The following is a 17,204-nucleotide window of genomic DNA, read 5'->3' as shown; positions in this document are numbered from 1 at the left end:
AGCTGACACGCTGGGGCTTTTTTATTGGAGTGAAAGTATGACAACCATTACTGACGGCGTGAAGTTACAGGAAACCGCGCTGTTCAAAGCGACCCTGCGCAATCGCTCGTTTACTAATATGTTGACCGAAGATGCGCCGCAGAGTGTGACCAGTAATAAAAAAGGCAATGAGCAAACCTCACCTCATGCTCCGATTGTCCGCTGCTCCGACTTAAGTAAATCGGCAGGGGATGAGGTAGAAATGCAGATTGTGCATGGTTTGACGAAAAAGCCGACCATGGGCGATCGCCGAATTGCCGGACGGGGTGAAAGTTTAGAGTTCGCGGACTTCTCACTGAAAATCAACCAAGGCCGCCATCAAGTGGATTCTGGCGGTAAGATGACGCAGCAAAAGACTCGCCATCCACTGCGTAAACTCACTCGAGCTTTACTGCCGGATTACGTGAATACGCTGCAAGATCAGGTTACGACAGTGCACCTTGCCGGAGCACGGGGGGATTATGCGACCGATGACATCATTGTGCCTTTAGAAAGTGATACTGAGTTTGCCGAGATCATGGTCAATGATGTCTTGCCGCCAACGTATGATCGCCACTTCTTTGGGGGCGATGCGACCTCCTTTGAAGGGCTCGATGCGGCGGATATTTTCTCGATTGAAACATTGGATAATATCGGTCTCTACCTTGAAGAGATGCCTCATCCACTGCAGCCAATCCGTTTTAATGACGACAAGATGGCGGGTGATGAGCCCTTCTATTTACTGAGTGTTACCCCACGTCAATGGAGTGACTTCTATACCTCAACCTCAGGTAAAGATTGGCAAAACCTCACTGCGAATGCGATTTCCCGCTCGCGTAACTTTAATCATCCGGTGTTTCGTGGCGACTGTCTGATGCGGGGCAATATCTTGGTACGCAAATACAAAGGTATGCCGATCCGTTTTAATCCTAGTTCTGTTGTCTCGATTTCCAATAACGATAAAGCAGCCAGTATGCGTCAAGTCAATGCGGCCACCACCATAGATCGCGCCATGTTACTCGGCGGGCAGGCGTTGGCATACGCGTGGGGGAAAACGCAGGGTGGCCAATCCTTCCGTTATCACGAAGAAGATGTGGATGCGGGTAACCGTACCGAAGTCACTGTGTATTGGATGAATGGCTCCAAGAAAATTCGCTTTAAAGACAAAACGGGTCGCGTGAACGATCACGGGGTGATTGCGCTCGATACGGCTGTGAACCTGTAGTGGAGTAAACGTGAATGACTCATCGACAAAGTGAAACCTTTAACAACCGTGTCTACGTTGGGGCGCACGGCAATTTATCACTTGAAGAAGGAAAACTCAGTGCCAAAAACACGCCTATCGACACGGTATTCGCTGTCTTGGAGCTGCCGATTGGTTTAAAGCTGACGGGGGTACGTCTGGTGACCAATGGGCTTGGAGCCTCGGTCAGCGTCGATATCAAAGTCAACGATATCGCCCTAGCGCTTGGGGAAGCGGTCGCCAATAAAGTCGCCAAGCAGATCCCTATCAAGCCCGTGTACCTCAAAGAAAAGGGCATCCTGAATGTCACCATTAAAGGTGGCGTCGCCACAGGCGAGCTTCTCATCTTGCCGGAGTACGTCAACGTTGGGTATTAAGCCCAGCCACTGTAGAGAGGGAGGCCAAGAGCCTCCTTTGATTTTTGGGAGAGAGTGATGACGCATAAAATTGCTGTGGTCTATATCGGGCCTAAGCCGAAGAAAAAAGACACGGTCGCTGGCTCTAGGCTGGTGTTTCCGCGCCATAAGCCGGTGTTAGTTGAACAAGATTTGGCTTATCAGCTACTGGATTTTCCGAGCGTATGGATAACGGAAGAGGAGTTAGAGGATCATCTGAAGCTTCTTGATGAAAAGGCCCAAGCGATGGCTCATCAACGGGCAGCGCAAGAAGCAATGCAGGAGGCAGAAGAAAAAGCGGCGTCCATGGTTGTGATGCTAAATGGTGAGGAGTTGGATCTCGATAAGCTCAACTCAGCCAAGTTAAAGACGCTGATCGCTGCTAATGAGCTAGATATCGCCCCCAAAGGCGCGCAGGAAGAGGTGACAGAGTTTCGAGTACGAGTGCGCGATTATCTGCGTCGCATAAGTGAAGAGAGTGAACCGGCAAACCTCGCGGAGTGATTATGGAAACCGTCGCTATCGAACAGTTTGTGCCTACCCTTCGGCAATTGGTCAATGTCGCACTTGCGCCATTACTGCACAGTGCTTTGCTGCAAGCCGGACAAGAGTTTTGCCGAGAAAGTGGTCTTGTACGTTACACGAGAACAATCGACAGGGTTAGTGCGCACCAAGTGGTCGCGATTGTGGGTAGCTCTGAGTTGAATTTACCGAGTGTTGGTCGGTACACCACCGCTGAGTTGATGGCGGTGGTGGATGATAAAGGCTCGGCATTAATCAAAGGTATTGATTATCTGCAAACCAGTCGTGATGAGCTGCGCTTTCTAAGGGAGGGGAAAGATCTTTTCATCCACTGTGCGATAGAGCCGCAACGTGACTCACAGACCTTACCCAAAGTGCTTTGGGATGAGTATGGCCAAGCGATCTGTTATGGCGCAGCCCATTGTCTGATGTTGCAACCCGATAGTGATTGGCACAATCCATCGCTGGGTCGTGAGTATCGAACGTGGTTTGTTGAGGCGATCCGCTGCGCTAAGCGTTTTGGCTTAGAAACGGGTCAACAACAGGTCTTTACCAATCCGGTACGTCAACGGGAGTTCTTCTGATGAGCGTCACCATTAAAGGGCTTATTGATCGCGTTGCGCGCGATCTCATCGATGTTCGACATGTGCGCTGGTCGCGCCCTGAGTTGATGGACTTTGTGAATGATGCCATTTCAGCCATGGTGATTCGCCGGCCTGATTTATCTCGAACAACGGCGATGATCGAATCAAGTTCTTATCAGGTCAGTCTACCGGCGGATGCCTATCAAATTTTGGCGGTCAACCACATCAATCAACAGGCGGCGCAGTTTGTGAATATTCATAAACTCAATCAACTCTATCCAGAGTGGCGTAAAACCGCAGGGGTACCTGTTTGTTGGACGCGTAATGAGCTTGATGAAACCACCCTGTTTTTATACCCGTCGCCTCAAGCACCAGTCAATGTGGAGCTGGTTTACTCACGGACGTTACAAGTGGCGAGCGAAAGCGATGCCTTTCCACTGCCTGAGATCTATTTAGGGGTAGTGTCGGATTTTGTGATGTACCGAGCCTATAACAAAGATTCGCAAAATCCTGCAGAAGGCCAAAAGGCTCAGTTGCATTTACAAGCCTTTGCTACCGCGTTGGGCGATAAGACGGCCACCGATAATGCTAAGGCGCAGATGATCCTGAGCAGTGAAGGGGCACGTTAATGAGTTCGCCGTCGATGGAAGCACTGGTGAAAACGATTGATGCGCTCGAGAAATCCACCGCAGAGCTGGTGGATCTATACACTCAAGCGCTCTTTGGTGTGGATTCGAGTGCCCATGTGCTCAGTAGTAACGTCAACGCGAAAGCGCTGCAAGTGGCTGAGAATGCTATCACTACGACGGCGAAAGCAAGAGAAGCGGCGCTATCGGCGCACATTGCCACCGAACAAGCCTCACTCTCTGCGCTGCATGCCGACCGCTCTGAAGCGGCGACGCAGATTGCGGTGATTCATGTTTCGCATTTAAAAGCGCTGCCGACCTATGAGCTGACTGACGGGAAACAGTTTTCTGTCGCGGGGTTTTACGCGGGGAGTTATGCCGGTGGCGGCTTCTTTGTGTTCGATAGTGAGCGAGATTTCTCGGATCATAATGGCGCAGAGGTCATAGCCCTGGATGCACTAAAAGCTTGGGATGGCGAAGAGCAGACGGTAAACACATTTTTAAGTTGGTCGGGTGTGGGGCAAGGTTGCTTTGTGCAAATCGGTACGCAAACGCTGTATGCCAGCCAGTTTGTGACAGATCCCAATGATCCCGTCTCGGTCTATCGAGGACTCGATAGGCTCAATAAGCAGGTGACCCACGGCTCAATCATTTATTTGGATAGGCCGATGGTTGCGCCGAGTTCTGCACTCATCATCGACAAAAATCAGGTCAAAGTGATTGGTGGAGCCCTGACTCGAACGTCTGGCGCGACCGAATACCCATTTTGGGTTGGTCGCGCAGATACCCAAGTCGACGGAGTCACTTTTATTGGTCTTTCCTTGACAGGTGAGCGAGAGGACAGCAATCCGCAGTGGGGTAAGCAAGGGGTATATATTCGTCGGGCCACCAATACGGCGTTTATCGGCTGTCAGTTTAAAAAAGTGGGGGATGCCGCAATTCGACTGGCCGCGTCTCTCTCTAGCCATACGGTGGAGGGCGCTTTAGAGTCGCGAACCGATGGGGTTCAGTTGATTGGTTGCGTCTTTGAAGATTGTACGCAGGTAACCACCAATAACACGGGAGCACAGAGTGTGATTTTCAGTGGCTGTGTGCTGCGGCGCATTGGCTCGGTGAAGTTCACCCAAAGAAATTTGGTCAAAGGCAAACCCAGTCTGCTCATCGGCTGCTTATTTGATGATGTGTCAAAAATTATCGAGGTACAGGGTGGGGGCAATGTAGAGATAGTCAATTGCTCTGGGAAAGCAGAAATGCTGATTGCCGCTTACCCAAACGCTTCCACATTTGTGACGGGACAACCTATTCCTTACGGCAATATCCAAATTTGCGGGGGCAGCTTTGTATTGAGCTGCCCCTCTGGGAACGCCTGTTATCTGGAAACCCTCGACTCTCCCAGTGGGGAAAGAGTGGTTAACTACGGCTCAGTAGCCATTTTAGGTGCGAAGCTCACGTCGTTAAATCCTCAAGCTCGATTGCTGCGTGCACACGCCAATCCTTCGGTCACGGCCTCAATGCATCCCAATATTCGCGTGGATGGATGCCAACTGAATAACTTTCTTGGTGATGGATTGGTCAGTGTGAGTCACAGCGTGGTGGATGAGTGGTCGCTAGAGATAGCGAATAACCAGTGGGATGAGGTGAATCGCGTGTTAGTGGCCGAATTGAGAAGCGGTGGAGCTTGGTCCATCGATCTCTCCAATAACCGTGGCAAAGTTCGTCTAGGGTCCCACAGTATTGCTCGTGCAGCTTTGGGGCGATTACTCAAAGTTCATCGTAATCGCTTGGAATGCAGCTCGAATGAGGGCAACAGTTTTGCCTTCTTTGATATGGCGTTCTTCGCGTTTACCTTGGAATTGACCGAAAACGAGCTAGATGTTTCCCAGTATTGGCGACCTGTTTGCGCCTCATTTGCTCAGCCCAGCACTTCGGGATGCACCCTGAAAATGGGGGGGAATAAGCTTTATCTGCCTGCCTTGGGATCAGAAGGTACGCTGCCAAGACCTGTGTATGTCAGTGCTGGTACGGGGATAGGTTGGCAGGGCGTTTTACAATGTTACCCAAGTTATGTGTTTGGAGAGGGGCGCAAACTCAGGGCGGAAACGGCCAGTGGCCTCAGTTTTTCGGTGATTGAATTTGAGTACCTCTGGGTGGGTAAAGAGTCGAGCCGCCGATTACTGAAAAGAGTCTTTGCGGAAAACATCGCAGGCGTCAGTGGTGCTTGGCGAGTCGTTGAGGTGTACAGCGATGGCGTGGTGAGAAGCCATGGCCGGCACCAAAACCAAACCGCCAATGATTTTAACCTTTACTTTCCCTTTTCTGGGTCGACTTTACTGGCTGAGCCATTCGCGCCGCAGATCATCCCTGAAGAGCCTTGCTTACCTTATTTTGTGCAGCCGATCAGTAATGGGTTGGTCGTCAGATTTATGAATTTAGCGGGTCAAGGCGTTTCGCCATGGTTTCGTTATTCGGTGGAATACAAGGTGAGTCTGAATGAGCTGGCGAACTGGACCGGCGGCAGTTAATGCAGAAAGAGAGATTGAGTCATTTTTCGATGCGGTCTGTGGCCGTAGGGTTTGTTTTTTTAAGGGGAGCGTATGCGTATTGAGATCTCGACAATGAAAGGTGAAATACCTCGCCTTGAGTCTCATCTATTGCCAAACGAAGCGGCTTCTCTGGCGTTTGACTGCACTTATGAGCGTGGCGTGGTTGCGCCGATGCGCTCAGATCAAGAGCATGGCACCTTGGCGACTCTGTCACCGGTCACGCTGTTTTATTATGCACACTCACATTGGTTTACCTTCACTCAACGCGTGAGTGTGATTGCTAATCCGATGGCGCAAGATGCTTATCAACGAGTCTATTGGACAGGGCAAGGTAAACCCAAGGTGACCGCACAAGATATTGCGGTTACACAAGGTCAAATGCCAGCCGCGTGGTATGACTTAGGTGTGCCAAGACCTATGGGTAAGCCCGTTGTGATTAAGGTCGATGCGACGACCGGCGACAATCCCCCTGAGGGCGAGTTACCCGCCTACGATGATGAAGACAGGCTCTACATTCAAACCTACGTGACACGCTTTGGGGAAGAAGGGGCACCGGGTTTGCCGAGTGTCCCTGTATTGATTGAGAAACCTGGCTCGACGGTGACGGTGCAACTCGCGCCAATGTCTGTCAACACACACAATATCACTCACACTCGCTTGTATCGTTCGGTATCTGCAAGCGGAGTTGGGGATTATTTACTGGTCGCTGAGCTTCCCATCAGCCAAACCGAGTACCTAGATTCGGCACGCAATGTCAATGGACCACCGATTGAAACATGGGACTACGATATGCCCGATGCCAATATGCAGGGACTTTGCACAATGGCGAATGGCATTTGCGCCGGCTTTGCGGGTAACGAGGTGATGTTCTCTGAAGCCTATTTGCCCTATGCGTGGAGTAAGAGTCATCGTGGTGTTACGGATGACGATATTGTAGCCATCGCTCCAATTGAAACGTCACTGGTTGTAGTCACTAAAGGCAAACCATACCTCTTTTCTGGTGTCACACCGAGTATGGTTACCAGCATGCGCCTTAATGTTGAGCAAGCCTGTGTGAGTGCCCCCTCCTTGGTCGTTATAAACGGAATGGCGATGTATGCCTCGCCGGATGGTCTAGTCGCGATTTCGGGAACGAGCGCCATCGTCATCACCGAAGGCATTATGGATAGAGAGAGTTGGCAGAATTTCATGCCAACGACGATCAAAGCGTGGGTTGCCGAAGGCCAATATATCGCTCAATACCAAGGCGGAGCGTTTATTTTTGATCCGAGTACGCACAGCCTGACACGTTTATCGAATACTTGGGATAGTGCATTTCACTACTTGCATGACGATACGTTGTTCATTGCCAAGGGCAATACGCTTAACGCTTGGCAACGAGGTCATCAACCGGTCGCCATGACATGGCAAACCAAAGCTTTTCTTATTCCTCAGCACGCCTTTTTGACTTGCGCTCGCCTTGAAGCGAAAGCGCCTGAACGTTTAAGGGTAACGGTTATCGTCGATGGTGAGGCGATTTTCAAGCTGGAACAGGGCGAGCTCACTCACGCGCCATTTCGGTTGCCCGCAGTACGCGGCAGCCGATGGCAAATCAAGGTAGAAGGGACCAGTCAGGTCGAGCGGATTGTCATGGCAGATAGCCTCTCGGAGTTGTACTGATGGCAAAGCGATCGCCTTTTCGGGCAGGACGTTCACTGGAGGCGTTGTACGAAAACGTCGAAATTTTAACTGGGCAACGTGGCGATGGTCGTTACCGAGCGGTGACCGAAAAAGAGGTGGTTACGCTCAATGCGATAATCGCGCAATCGAATCTGAATCAAAATAGCGAATCTTCATCGAGTTTGGTTCAAGTCCCGCATGCACCCCACCACGTGCAAGCCTTTGGTGGGTTTACTGCCATCTTAGTACAATGGGATACGCCACAATTTAGAGGATTTGCATACGCTGAAGTATGGCGGGCAAATCACAATGACTTTTCTCAAGCGGTAGTCGTGGCGACAACGCCGGCTAATGTGTTTTCTGATGTGGTCAACGCAGGGAGCCGATTCTATTACTGGGTTCGCTTCATCAATACGAAGAATTTTGCGGGACCTTACCATGGCGTAAACGGGATACTGGGTGAAACCTCGCAAAACATTGGTCAAGTGATTGATGAGCTGGCCGAGCAGCTAAAACAATCCGAGCTTATTCAACTCTTGCAACAAGAGATAAGCGCTAAAGCGCCACAGACTTTGCTTGAACAACTGGATAGTGAGCTGGCGGCTTCTGGAGAGCTGATCGCGCAAATCCAGCGCCAATTGAAAAGTGCGACAGAAACCTTCGCGGCTCAAGTGACTCAGCTTCATGCATCTTCACTGGCAAGAGATGAGGCGCAAGCCGCGTTGAATGAAGCGAAACTTCTTGATGTCTCGACGGTGTTTGCAAATGCAGATCAAGCATTAGCCGAGCGAGTGAATACCGTTGAAGCCACCGCGGGTAACGCCAAGGCCGCCGCGCAAACCAATGCCCAAGCGATAGCGACCATCAATCAAGATGGGAGCGTGGCATTTAAGGCAATGTGGGGGGCGAAAGCGCAAGCAGGCGAGATTAGCGTTGGGATTGGTTTGATTGCGAAGAGCGATGGCACCAGCCAAGTGGCAGTCAGTGCCAGTCAATTCTTTGTCTACGATCCCAATAAGCCCGGAACCTTAGTGCCGACGTTCGCGATTGATAATGGCGCGGTCGTTATCCCCAAAGCGATCATTGAAAAAGCGACTATTCAGATCCTGCAAGCACAAACCATTGTGGCCGATGAAGTGAAAGCGGGTATCGAAATCACTTCGCCTGTTATTCATACCGGTCAATTGCGAGGTGGTGACGCAGGATTCGGTGCGGGTGGTCCTTATAACGGCTATCACACCTTTATTCACTCAAACGGCCTCTTACAAACCAACAATTTACAGGCCAATAATGGTTATTTTCGTGGCAACATCGAAGGGACCACCATTAATGGTGGTGTGATCAAAGGGGCGACAATTATCGCCAGCACCTTCTATCAATCGGTAGTGCTCTATACCACATTTGGGGATAACGCGACGACCAGCCTCTCTTACCCTTCTGCGTTAGGGGGCGGGTTAGTGGTCACCTCTGAATCGGTTCGTGTGACCTTGCCGGAAACAAGCTACTACAGTGATGGCGCTACCGCTCCGGTGGATTTTTTCCCAGCAGGGGATGTGTCCATTAACACCATGAACCGAGCACGTTACCGCACTATTCCGGATGGAGTATTTAACTTTACGGTGAGACGGCCAAGAGTGGGGGGCTCTGGTTTTTTACAAATCTTTGTACAGGCCATCAATCTCAGTGGTGGCGTCGTTGCCGAGGCAAGGATTGTCGGAACCGATACCGCCAATGCGGTAGGTACAACCGTAAATGTGGCAGGGGTGAGTTTTGCGCTGACTTATTACCGAGGAGGAAGCAGCGGTTATGCTGTCGAAGAGGCGCACATTGCGAGTCGTCGTTCGCTGTTGGGTTCGGGCTGGACTTACTCTGCTTCCCAATCTTTACGCTTTCGGCTGCGTTTAACATCGCTGCACGATGGTGCGGTGATCGTCAATATGTCGGCCTCTATCAATAACAGTATTGACCCAAGGTGATGGCATGATGGTGACAACTGAAAAAGAGCCATATCGCTTTTACTTCCAAGGCGAAGTGACCGACTGGAACACGTTCAAGGCGGCTTATGATGCCGGAAACATCCCAGATGAACTTTATTATGAGCGATTGGCACTGCGGCAAACGTGGCTTGACGGTCATGAGGTCAATGAAAGGGCTTGGGCGCGCGCTGAACTTGCGGCTACCGATTTTATGGAGTTGCCAACGGCGACCTATCAAGGAGAGCGGTTAGTGACATCGCCAAAACTTGCTGAAATGTTGGCTTATCGCGAAGCGGTGCGACGTTACGATTTACGTGAAGAGTCTCGCCCATTGAGGCCGGCATGGTTTGTCGATGAGTCTTTATAAACTGTCTTACGAATCGTGGCGTTCTCGAGTATTGCCGTTGATGGAACAGACCGAGAAGCGCAACCAGCACTGGTTCGCCAAACAAGTGGATGAAGCCCTACTCAATAGTAGGGCTTCGCTGTTTTTGGTGGAGGAGGGATTCTTCGTCCTTGAGCCCAGTTTGGACAATGGTGAAATGCAGGTATGGGTACTGTTTGCTTGGAGCAATCAAAAAGGTGCGCTTAAGCGCCATTTACCGACGGTAGAGCAGTTAGCTAAGCGGGTAAAGGCCAAGAGGTTACTGCTGAATACTGCCGTGAAAGCTTTGCAAGTAAGCCTTATTGACGGTGGGTTTAGTTGTATCGAAACCGGTGATGTTGAGACTTGGTGCAAGGAGATCTAATGGGTGGGAAAAAAGATGGCCGCATTCAGGAAACCTCGGCGGAAATCGCCGCTTCCCAAGTTGCGGTGAAAGAGTGGAACTTATACAACACAGAGCTCAAAGCGTTTGAAGATATCTTCATACGGCGAGTGAACAACCTTAACTCAGAGGCCAATATGGCCGACGTGAAACAGGCGGCAGATTTAAATTATCAAAGCGAGTACGGCCAAGCGCGAGAGGCGGCCACCGAGAATCTTGTGGCCTCAGGTGTTGATCCGAGCTCCGGAACATTTAAAGCAACGTTAAGCCGTTTGGCGACAGACCAAACTCTCGCTCAGGGCGATACCGTAAACCGCGCTCAAGTCAATGAGCAGGACAAGTATGTGGTGGGTAAGCAAGATATCGTCGCTCTCGGTGCTGGTCAGAAAGCCGAAGGCTTGGCTGGCATGGAAGAGACAGCGCGGCTCTCTTTGAAAAAAGCCACAAGCGATGCCGCCACAGCGTTTAACCGACGTAGCGCGAATGCTCAGGCTGTAGGGACGTTGGCTGGGATTGGAACCAGTATGTACATGAACCGTGCCAAGCCAGATACGAGCTTTGTCAATGTCGATACTAAGACGCTGAAAGGTCAAGCGGGCATGGATCAGAACTATGTACTCAACAGAGGGTAAGTGATGAGCGTTAATGTTTCAGGTTCGGCGGCCAATAACTATGCCAATATCACTCATGCCATGTATCAAGACTGGTTAGAGCGATTTTATCCGCAGCAAAAACAGCTTTTAGAGCAAACACAAAATGGCGAGTTACTGACACAGCAACTTGGCCGAGTTGGAGCCAATTTTTCGAGCGCGCAACAGAGTGCGCGGCTTGCGAATGTTAACCAAATGGCACGTTTTGGAGTTGGGGCAGATACCAATTCTAACGATGAAGCCAAGCTCTCTCTGGCACAGGTGACGGCCAAGAACAGTTTGCGTGAGAACGAGCAAGAGCGTGCGATGAGCGTGCTCAGTGGTGGCGCAAAGGGGAAGTTATCACAGCTTAAAGTGGGGTAATCATGGCATACAGTTTATTGAATTTAGGCGCAGATACCCGCAAACGTGCATTGGCAGGGATGCAAGAATCGGCGCAACGTGAAGAGCAGCGTAATCAAACCAATCAAAGCCTCAAAGACGCGCAGCGTACCAAGCGTTTATCCAGTGTCACCACGGGGGCTGGCATGGGCATGATGGCGGGCATGCAAGCGGGTAGTGTGGGTGGACCCATGGGCGCGGCGATGGGTGCGGCAGCAGGTTTGATTCTAGGGGAGCTTTTTTAATGCAGTTAGATACACGCAGCGCTATTGATGGTGCAATCCGCGGATTTCAGGTCGCAGAAGGTTACTACCAGCGTAAAGCGGATAATGAACGCCAAGCGAAATTGGATGAGCGTAACGAGGCTCGCTATCAAGATGAGCGGTCTAGACTCTCTCAGATTGAAGCCAAGAACGAGCAACGTTATCAAGACGAGAAGGCTTTTCGTCAGGCTGAAACGGAAAAAGCCGATAAACGTTATCAAGATAGCCTTAAACGAGAAAATGAGGATCGAATCCAGCGTGATCGACTAATTGATGTACAGGTTGATGCGCAGAAAAGTGCAAAAGCATTGAGCCAATACCAGCTCAATCAGCAAAAGAAAATGGCTTACATGCAGGAGAATTTGCCGCTAATTCAATCTGGCCTCAAACGTTACATGGAAACCGGAGAACTTGATCCCTTGTTTGAGCAGGAGCACATTAAGGGCAGTGCTTACGACCCGCGCCGTTATACACCTCGTGTGGTACAGGCGGCCTTTGATATCGAATCGACTATGCCTAAAGTGCTTGATGGCTCTATTTCTTACCAAGACTCACAATTCACCAAATCGATGGGCGTGTTGCTTGAGCGTAATGTTAAGCAAGGGATTGGCGATAAAGATCATGAATCGGGTAAGGTGATTAAGGATAAAGAGTATCTGCGTCATGATTTTGTTGCCGATATTGACCCAAATCGCGAAGGCGATCAGCCGGGCGTGGTGGTCGGTTTGAAAGTGACTTATGAGGATGGCACGACTAAAACCGCGCCAGTAACCGAAAGCCGTTTGGCAGGTAGCCAAGAAGCTGTAAAAGTGATCCCGCTCGATGCGTTAATGAAAGACGTGACAGGCCAAATCCATATGGCTAAGCAGTTTTTTACCAACGAGCACTATGCCAACCTTTTCAATGTGGCAGAGACAAAATCACGCACTGAAATGGATAAGCAGTGGCGAGAGGCGGTGACCGAGCTTGAAAAAGACCGTACTGCAGCGCTGAATGATTTGTTGGAGCCGACACCAGAGCAAATTTCCGTGGTTAATGCTCGATTTGATGAAAGAAAATCGATAATTAATCAAGTGTATGGACGATTAGGTGACAATCAATCCAATCGTGAGGTCGGATCAAATAGCGCGCAAAGATGGGCAGGCGAAGACCCACAAAAGCGCCAATTCATCAATGAGCTCAGTCAATCCATGAATCTCGCAGAACTGACACCCGAAGCGTTGGAGCATAACTATCAGCGAGTTCTGACAATAAAGGCGAATCACGAAGCCGAATTGAAGAAGCAGCAACAGTTAGAACGATTACGCCAAAGCCAGCAATCTCAAAAAATTTATGAGGATTCAGGGGTGTATGGTGCTGCTAAGCCAACCGATGGTAGAGATGCGATGAAGTATGGCAGCCACAGCCTACTGAACCGCCATGAGTGGAATACTACTCCGAATGGAGAGTTGAAGTTTTAGTGGGGATTATCAGTTCCGTAAACTTTGAGCCGAGTAAATATCATGTATCATCATGAAAGACCTAAATAATAGTTGGGGGATAGATGAATATCCCCAACTATTTTAGGATTTATTAACTGACTAGCTTAATGCAAGATCATTCAGTTTTAGGTGCCTCATTACGATTAAATATTATCATTTCCGCTATAGTCAAAGCAGATAAGATATCATCATAATCCACGATGACTGGAGTTCTGGAGTCATTTGGATACAGGCAATCAATATAAAAACCATCGTGCCTACACTCGAACTCATACGCATTTCCAGAACCGGAGAAATCATGATTTTTAGTTAAATATTCAATGATTCCAACGCGGAAAAAAGTACATTGCTCTTTCGAGCTCTGTACTTCAGTAGCAATTAGGCTTTTAATAACTTGGTGCCCCAAATTTCCATCTTTATATTTTGTCCAAGTTATGTTTTCTAAGTTTTCTTTACTCATCGATAGGGAACGCTGTATTCAATTTTGTGTTGTCATTAGGTAGAGTGGCAGTAGCGATAGTAAAAGCTTTGCCATTTTTTCCAATACAATAAAGTTTACTATTGTCTTCTTTGGGAGAACTAGGCCCACACGTTGCCCAATTAACATTTTTACACTGACCATTACTGTTTTTATGAGAATATACAGCGGAAGCATTAATTTGCTCTAAGGTGCAAGATGTTGGGAACATCGTACTAAATGCTTTCTCTACTTTCAACCCATTAAAATCTAAGACGATTTTTTTTAGTGAATACAAACCGAACTCATTTTCAGGTGAAGAAGTTTCTGAAGATTTAAAAGTACTTGGTGGATTATTATCTGGCATAGAATGAAAGCCTACTGCTTTTGTATTGTTTTTATTCGGCTCTCCACAGAATATATGATGTTGATTCACTACCATTCCATCATAAGTGTTGCTCCATGTCGAGAGTTTGTCGCACTCAATACCAGTAGCATTTACTGTGAATGGTAGAAATATAGAAAGAAATATAAGATGAGTACCATAGATTTTCATTTTTGATAATTCCATTTTTCTTTTGTTGAGAAATCGATGCTGAAATAAAAAATATTCAGCATCGATTTGTAGACTATATAAAACACATGCATTAATAATGATTATCTATACAGCAGAAAGATCACAATTCTTACATGCATTCTTCATATTTTGAAGTTCTTCGTATGCAGATCTTTGTTGATCTTGTAACATTTTTAAGGTGTCAAGCCTTGCTGAGAGAGCCTTACTTAAATCGATATTATCAAGAGGGACAGATGCAAGTTGAGAACCTAAAGATTGGATCATTTTGTTGATTGTCATGTTGAATGACTCAATTTGACTCTCAAGTTCAAGGACATGCTCCACTTGAGCATCTTGTTTTGCAAGATCTAAGTTGAAGCAAAGCTCATATGTAAAGTAATAATTGTAAACGGAGCTAGACGCTAATATGTGGTTGGTGTCTCTCTTGGCTGATACTGCATAACAAAACATTCTCAGACCAATCCCTACAGACTCTGTTTTCACTTCATAGCTATATGTGTTTGATTCTTCGTAGGTCAGCGAATTAAGAATATCGCCAATGACTTCACCAGCCAATAAAAGGTATGTTGCTTGCGATTTTGCCAATATACTTGTTTGACCTGTAAGGTTTTCCAGTAATTTATCGGTTTTATCTTTATTGTCTTTGTTAGCTTCTGCTTTCGTACCATCCATGTTTATACTGTTATTTGAACCAGTAAACACACTAACAATGCCTTTAACCATATTACCGATTACAGAAAGATCTGTTTTTTCTTCACAGCTATAGTGATAGCTTTCGCCATAACCAAGCGACAGAGTTTGATTAGGATTCACTGATTTAAAAGCTGCATCCTTCATTTCTTGAATTTTCACTTTTGCTAACGAAGTGTATTTTTCTTGTATATCTTTCGTTTGTTGAGCAACGTAGTCGTCGAAAGCTTTTTTATCTTCTTTGTAACTGTTGTTTCCAGACATTTTTTTTCTCCAATAGTTTTTTACCTAGCCAGTAAAACTTTACTGACAGGACAAACGATAGTAGACCTTACGATTTAATCCACTCCATATGAATCAAGTTGCTTATTGTGTGATCTGTATCACGCATTAAGAGAGGGGTATTTTGTAATGAGTTCACTAATGCAAGCTTTAAGTTATTAGAGATTTGTTGCCTAAATGGATGGAACTAAGTCTAAATTCCACGATCTGCGAGATTCATTTGCTATAGTAGGATTATGTCTAAACATTGTTACAGTATTACGAAAAGATATTAGCTAATTGGACAATAGTTAGAATAGGCTGTTTATCATTGACAATGGTGAGCATAGTAGCTAACCATTGTCATTTTTAATTTAGATGACCGTGATCGGTTTTATGTTTTAAAAAATACAACAATCTTCTAAGTTAAAGCTTAAAGCCTCTATAAAATTATCGAATTCATAAAGTTTATCCCAAGATACTCTATCTACAATTTCATACATTTTACTTTCAATGTTAAATACAATGCGAGTTGTAGACTCTTCACTATAAGCAAAGTACTTTCTAAGAGACTCCTCTTCCCAGAACTCCAAGTTTATTGCGATAATACCATCCAGATAATAAGGTTCTTCTTTTTGTTTACTACCATAAAGATTAAAACCGTTACAAGAAAATCCATCAGTATATTTTAATATCTCAGCATAGTTTTCGTCTAAATGAAACTTAAAAAGTTTTGTTGTATTCTCTATGCATTGACTAATTTCATGAGCTTCTGCGGGAGGTGTCATAAAGCCAACTCCGAAATTTTTACGGTCTGCCTCATTTTGGGAAATTAAAAAGTCTAATAATTCTTTGAAATTCATAAAACACCTATTTTTTGGGGTAAATTGAACCATCTGGAACTGGCCATTTAACTTCTTCTACACTTCCTACAGTTAAACCTTTTGTTGTTTGTTTTTGATATGTAGTAAGGGCAGCATGTTCTGGCGCTTTTCTTATCAGAACTAAATTCGAAAAGTCGTTAGTACCACTGTCATCTAAGGGTAACTTATGGTGTACTTCAAATGAAGCAGGGACTCTACCTGAAGCTAGTTTATTTATTTCTGCATCAGGTACATTGAGTTGTCTTAACTTTTTAATCACTTCATCATCTTTGGATAGCTCAATTAAATAGTCTTTTCTAACGCCATTGTTGAACTCCTTTCTTAGTAAATTAAGTTCTTCTCGGTTTCTTTTAAGATATTTTACATCGACCATCTTCAAATCATCGAGAACAATATCCTTACCCTTATATTTTCCTACAAAATTAGTAAGATTATCCGCGTACTTACCTGGGATAGCAACTACAGCCATTGCTGCTGCAGCTTGCCAAGATGGATCTGTTACCAAGTCCTTGGCTGCTTCAAACGTATCAATGATCTCATCAACAAGCATAGAGGCTGGATCAATATTTACTGGGGATATTGCTTGAGAGCCCGGATTTTTCAGGGCTTCATCAAGATCGAATTTAGGGACTTCAATTCGCTTCTTTGGTGTTCCAGTTCGGTTGATGAAGGCTTCTCTTTCTGCTGAGTATCGAGCTTGGTTTGCCTCAACATATGCCCAAGTATTGTCTGATTCTGAAAGGCGTTCTTTACGTTGACGAGCAATTTTATCTTTAGGGCTTTCTAAAGGGAAATCGGGCGCAAGTAGCGTTTTAATATTAGGAACCGTAGTGCCCGATGGACTGATGTTTTTTGCTTCAGCTGCTTTTAGTGCAGAACGACTTGTACTCACTAGCCTTTGGTTAAAACAAGAAGCGCAAGAGCAAGTATCAGGGTCTTTCCAAAATGGGCAGCGATATTGTATTTCATTATTGAATATATCGAGCATAGCGTTAGTGAAATCTCTGACGTTTTTGAATTTTTCTATCATAACCCTAAAAGTTCGCAGGCAAAAATTTGCCCAGAAATGATAGGCTTATCAAAAAAGCTAGCTTTACGATTTTTTCGCTTAGCAGTTGGTTATCGAAAAGAGTTTAGTGTTCCCTGCGCTAACATCAGTCGATTAATTTTGCTGATACAGCCTTATTGGTGTAAAGGTGATAAATACCCAGATGTTCAATTTGCCAG

Annotated in this window: 19 protein-coding genes; 14 read left to right on the top strand and 5 right to left on the bottom strand. The window is 46.8% G+C overall.

The window, feature by feature from the left end; all coding sequences use genetic code 11:
• Positions 1-37 precede the first annotated feature (37 nt).
• From VOA_RS09955 to VOA_RS10020, 14 genes are all read left to right on the top strand, one after another.
• Entirely contained in the window at positions 38-1,243 is a 1,206-nt protein-coding gene (locus VOA_RS09955; RefSeq protein WP_000207895.1) for a phage capsid family protein, read from the top strand.
• Positions 1,244-1,257: 14 nt separating this feature from the next.
• Positions 1,258-1,638 carry a hypothetical protein gene (locus VOA_RS09960; RefSeq protein WP_000149719.1) on the top strand — a complete coding sequence of 127 codons (381 nt, stop codon included), beginning with the start codon at positions 1,258-1,260 and terminating at the stop codon, positions 1,636-1,638.
• Positions 1,639-1,695: 57 nt separating this feature from the next.
• Positions 1,696-2,160: a hypothetical protein gene (locus VOA_RS09965; protein ID WP_000149031.1), complete on the top strand. Its 465-nt coding sequence runs from the start codon at positions 1,696-1,698 to the stop codon at positions 2,158-2,160.
• A gap of 2 nt (positions 2,161-2,162) precedes the next feature.
• The gene (locus VOA_RS09970) at positions 2,163-2,762 is read left to right on the top strand and encodes a hypothetical protein (protein ID WP_000450578.1); all 600 of its coding nucleotides are present in this window, start codon (positions 2,163-2,165) and stop codon (positions 2,760-2,762) included.
• On the top strand, positions 2,762-3,391 hold the full coding sequence (locus VOA_RS09975) for a phage adaptor protein (protein ID WP_000117292.1): 630 nt from the start codon (positions 2,762-2,764) through the stop codon (positions 3,389-3,391). The genes VOA_RS09970 and VOA_RS09975 overlap by 1 nt, the downstream gene beginning before the upstream one ends.
• Positions 3,391-5,910 carry a right-handed parallel beta-helix repeat-containing protein gene (locus tag VOA_RS09980; RefSeq protein ID WP_232202785.1) on the top strand — a complete coding sequence of 840 codons (2,520 nt, stop codon included), beginning with the start codon at positions 3,391-3,393 and terminating at the stop codon, positions 5,908-5,910. The genes VOA_RS09975 and VOA_RS09980 overlap by 1 nt, the downstream gene beginning before the upstream one ends.
• A gap of 72 nt (positions 5,911-5,982) precedes the next feature.
• Positions 5,983-7,590 carry a hypothetical protein gene (locus tag VOA_RS09985; RefSeq protein ID WP_001217585.1) on the top strand — a complete coding sequence of 536 codons (1,608 nt, stop codon included), beginning with the start codon at positions 5,983-5,985 and terminating at the stop codon, positions 7,588-7,590.
• The gene (locus VOA_RS09990) at positions 7,590-9,566 is read left to right on the top strand and encodes a phage tail tip fiber protein (RefSeq protein WP_001129477.1); all 1,977 of its coding nucleotides are present in this window, start codon (positions 7,590-7,592) and stop codon (positions 9,564-9,566) included. The genes VOA_RS09985 and VOA_RS09990 overlap by 1 nt, the downstream gene beginning before the upstream one ends.
• A gap of 4 nt (positions 9,567-9,570) precedes the next feature.
• Entirely contained in the window at positions 9,571-9,933 is a 363-nt protein-coding gene (locus VOA_RS09995; protein ID WP_000989818.1) for a hypothetical protein, read from the top strand.
• A gap of 40 nt (positions 9,934-9,973) precedes the next feature.
• Positions 9,974-10,315: a hypothetical protein gene (locus VOA_RS10000; protein ID WP_032468248.1), complete on the top strand. Its 342-nt coding sequence runs from the start codon at positions 9,974-9,976 to the stop codon at positions 10,313-10,315.
• Positions 10,315-10,965: a hypothetical protein gene (locus VOA_RS10005; RefSeq protein WP_000509008.1), complete on the top strand. Its 651-nt coding sequence runs from the start codon at positions 10,315-10,317 to the stop codon at positions 10,963-10,965. The genes VOA_RS10000 and VOA_RS10005 overlap by 1 nt, the downstream gene beginning before the upstream one ends.
• 3 nt (positions 10,966-10,968) lie before the next feature.
• On the top strand, positions 10,969-11,346 hold the full coding sequence (locus VOA_RS10010) for a hypothetical protein (protein WP_000115807.1): 378 nt from the start codon (positions 10,969-10,971) through the stop codon (positions 11,344-11,346).
• A 2-nt stretch (positions 11,347-11,348) separates the two neighbouring features.
• Positions 11,349-11,609: a hypothetical protein gene (locus VOA_RS10015; RefSeq protein ID WP_000331793.1), complete on the top strand. Its 261-nt coding sequence runs from the start codon at positions 11,349-11,351 to the stop codon at positions 11,607-11,609.
• Complete coding sequence (locus tag VOA_RS10020; RefSeq protein WP_001175572.1) at positions 11,609-13,087, top strand: hypothetical protein; 1,479 nt, start codon at positions 11,609-11,611, stop codon at positions 13,085-13,087. The genes VOA_RS10015 and VOA_RS10020 overlap by 1 nt, the downstream gene beginning before the upstream one ends.
• 136 nt (positions 13,088-13,223) lie before the next feature.
• Here the strand turns inward: VOA_RS10020 and VOA_RS0117740 are convergent, their stop codons facing one another.
• The 5 genes from VOA_RS0117740 to VOA_RS10035 form a co-directional block, all read right to left on the bottom strand.
• On the bottom strand, positions 13,224-13,568 hold the full coding sequence (locus VOA_RS0117740; protein ID WP_000032307.1) for a hypothetical protein: 345 nt from the start codon (positions 13,566-13,568) through the stop codon (positions 13,224-13,226).
• Entirely contained in the window at positions 13,561-14,121 is a 561-nt protein-coding gene (locus tag VOA_RS10025) for an EndoU domain-containing protein (protein ID WP_000708300.1), read from the bottom strand. Before VOA_RS10025 ends, VOA_RS0117740 begins: the two co-directional genes overlap by 8 nt.
• Positions 14,122-14,226: 105 nt before the next feature.
• A complete protein-coding gene (locus VOA_RS10030) occupies positions 14,227-15,096 on the bottom strand; it encodes a hypothetical protein (RefSeq protein ID WP_000016431.1) in 870 nt (289 codons plus the stop codon).
• A 398-nt stretch (positions 15,097-15,494) separates the two neighbouring features.
• Positions 15,495-15,956, bottom strand: a complete 462-nt coding sequence (locus VOA_RS0117735) for a YrhA family protein (RefSeq protein WP_001009527.1) — start codon at positions 15,954-15,956, stop codon at positions 15,495-15,497.
• Positions 15,957-15,963: 7 nt separating this feature from the next.
• Positions 15,964-17,007, bottom strand: a complete 1,044-nt coding sequence (locus VOA_RS10035; RefSeq protein WP_000570346.1) for an HNH endonuclease — start codon at positions 17,005-17,007, stop codon at positions 15,964-15,966.
• Positions 17,008-17,204 lie beyond the last annotated feature (197 nt).

The sequence above is a fragment of the Vibrio sp. RC586 genome, assembly GCF_000176715.1.
GTDB lineage: Bacteria > Pseudomonadota > Gammaproteobacteria > Enterobacterales > Vibrionaceae > Vibrio.
This window is presented reverse-complemented; position numbering and strand designations above follow the sequence as displayed.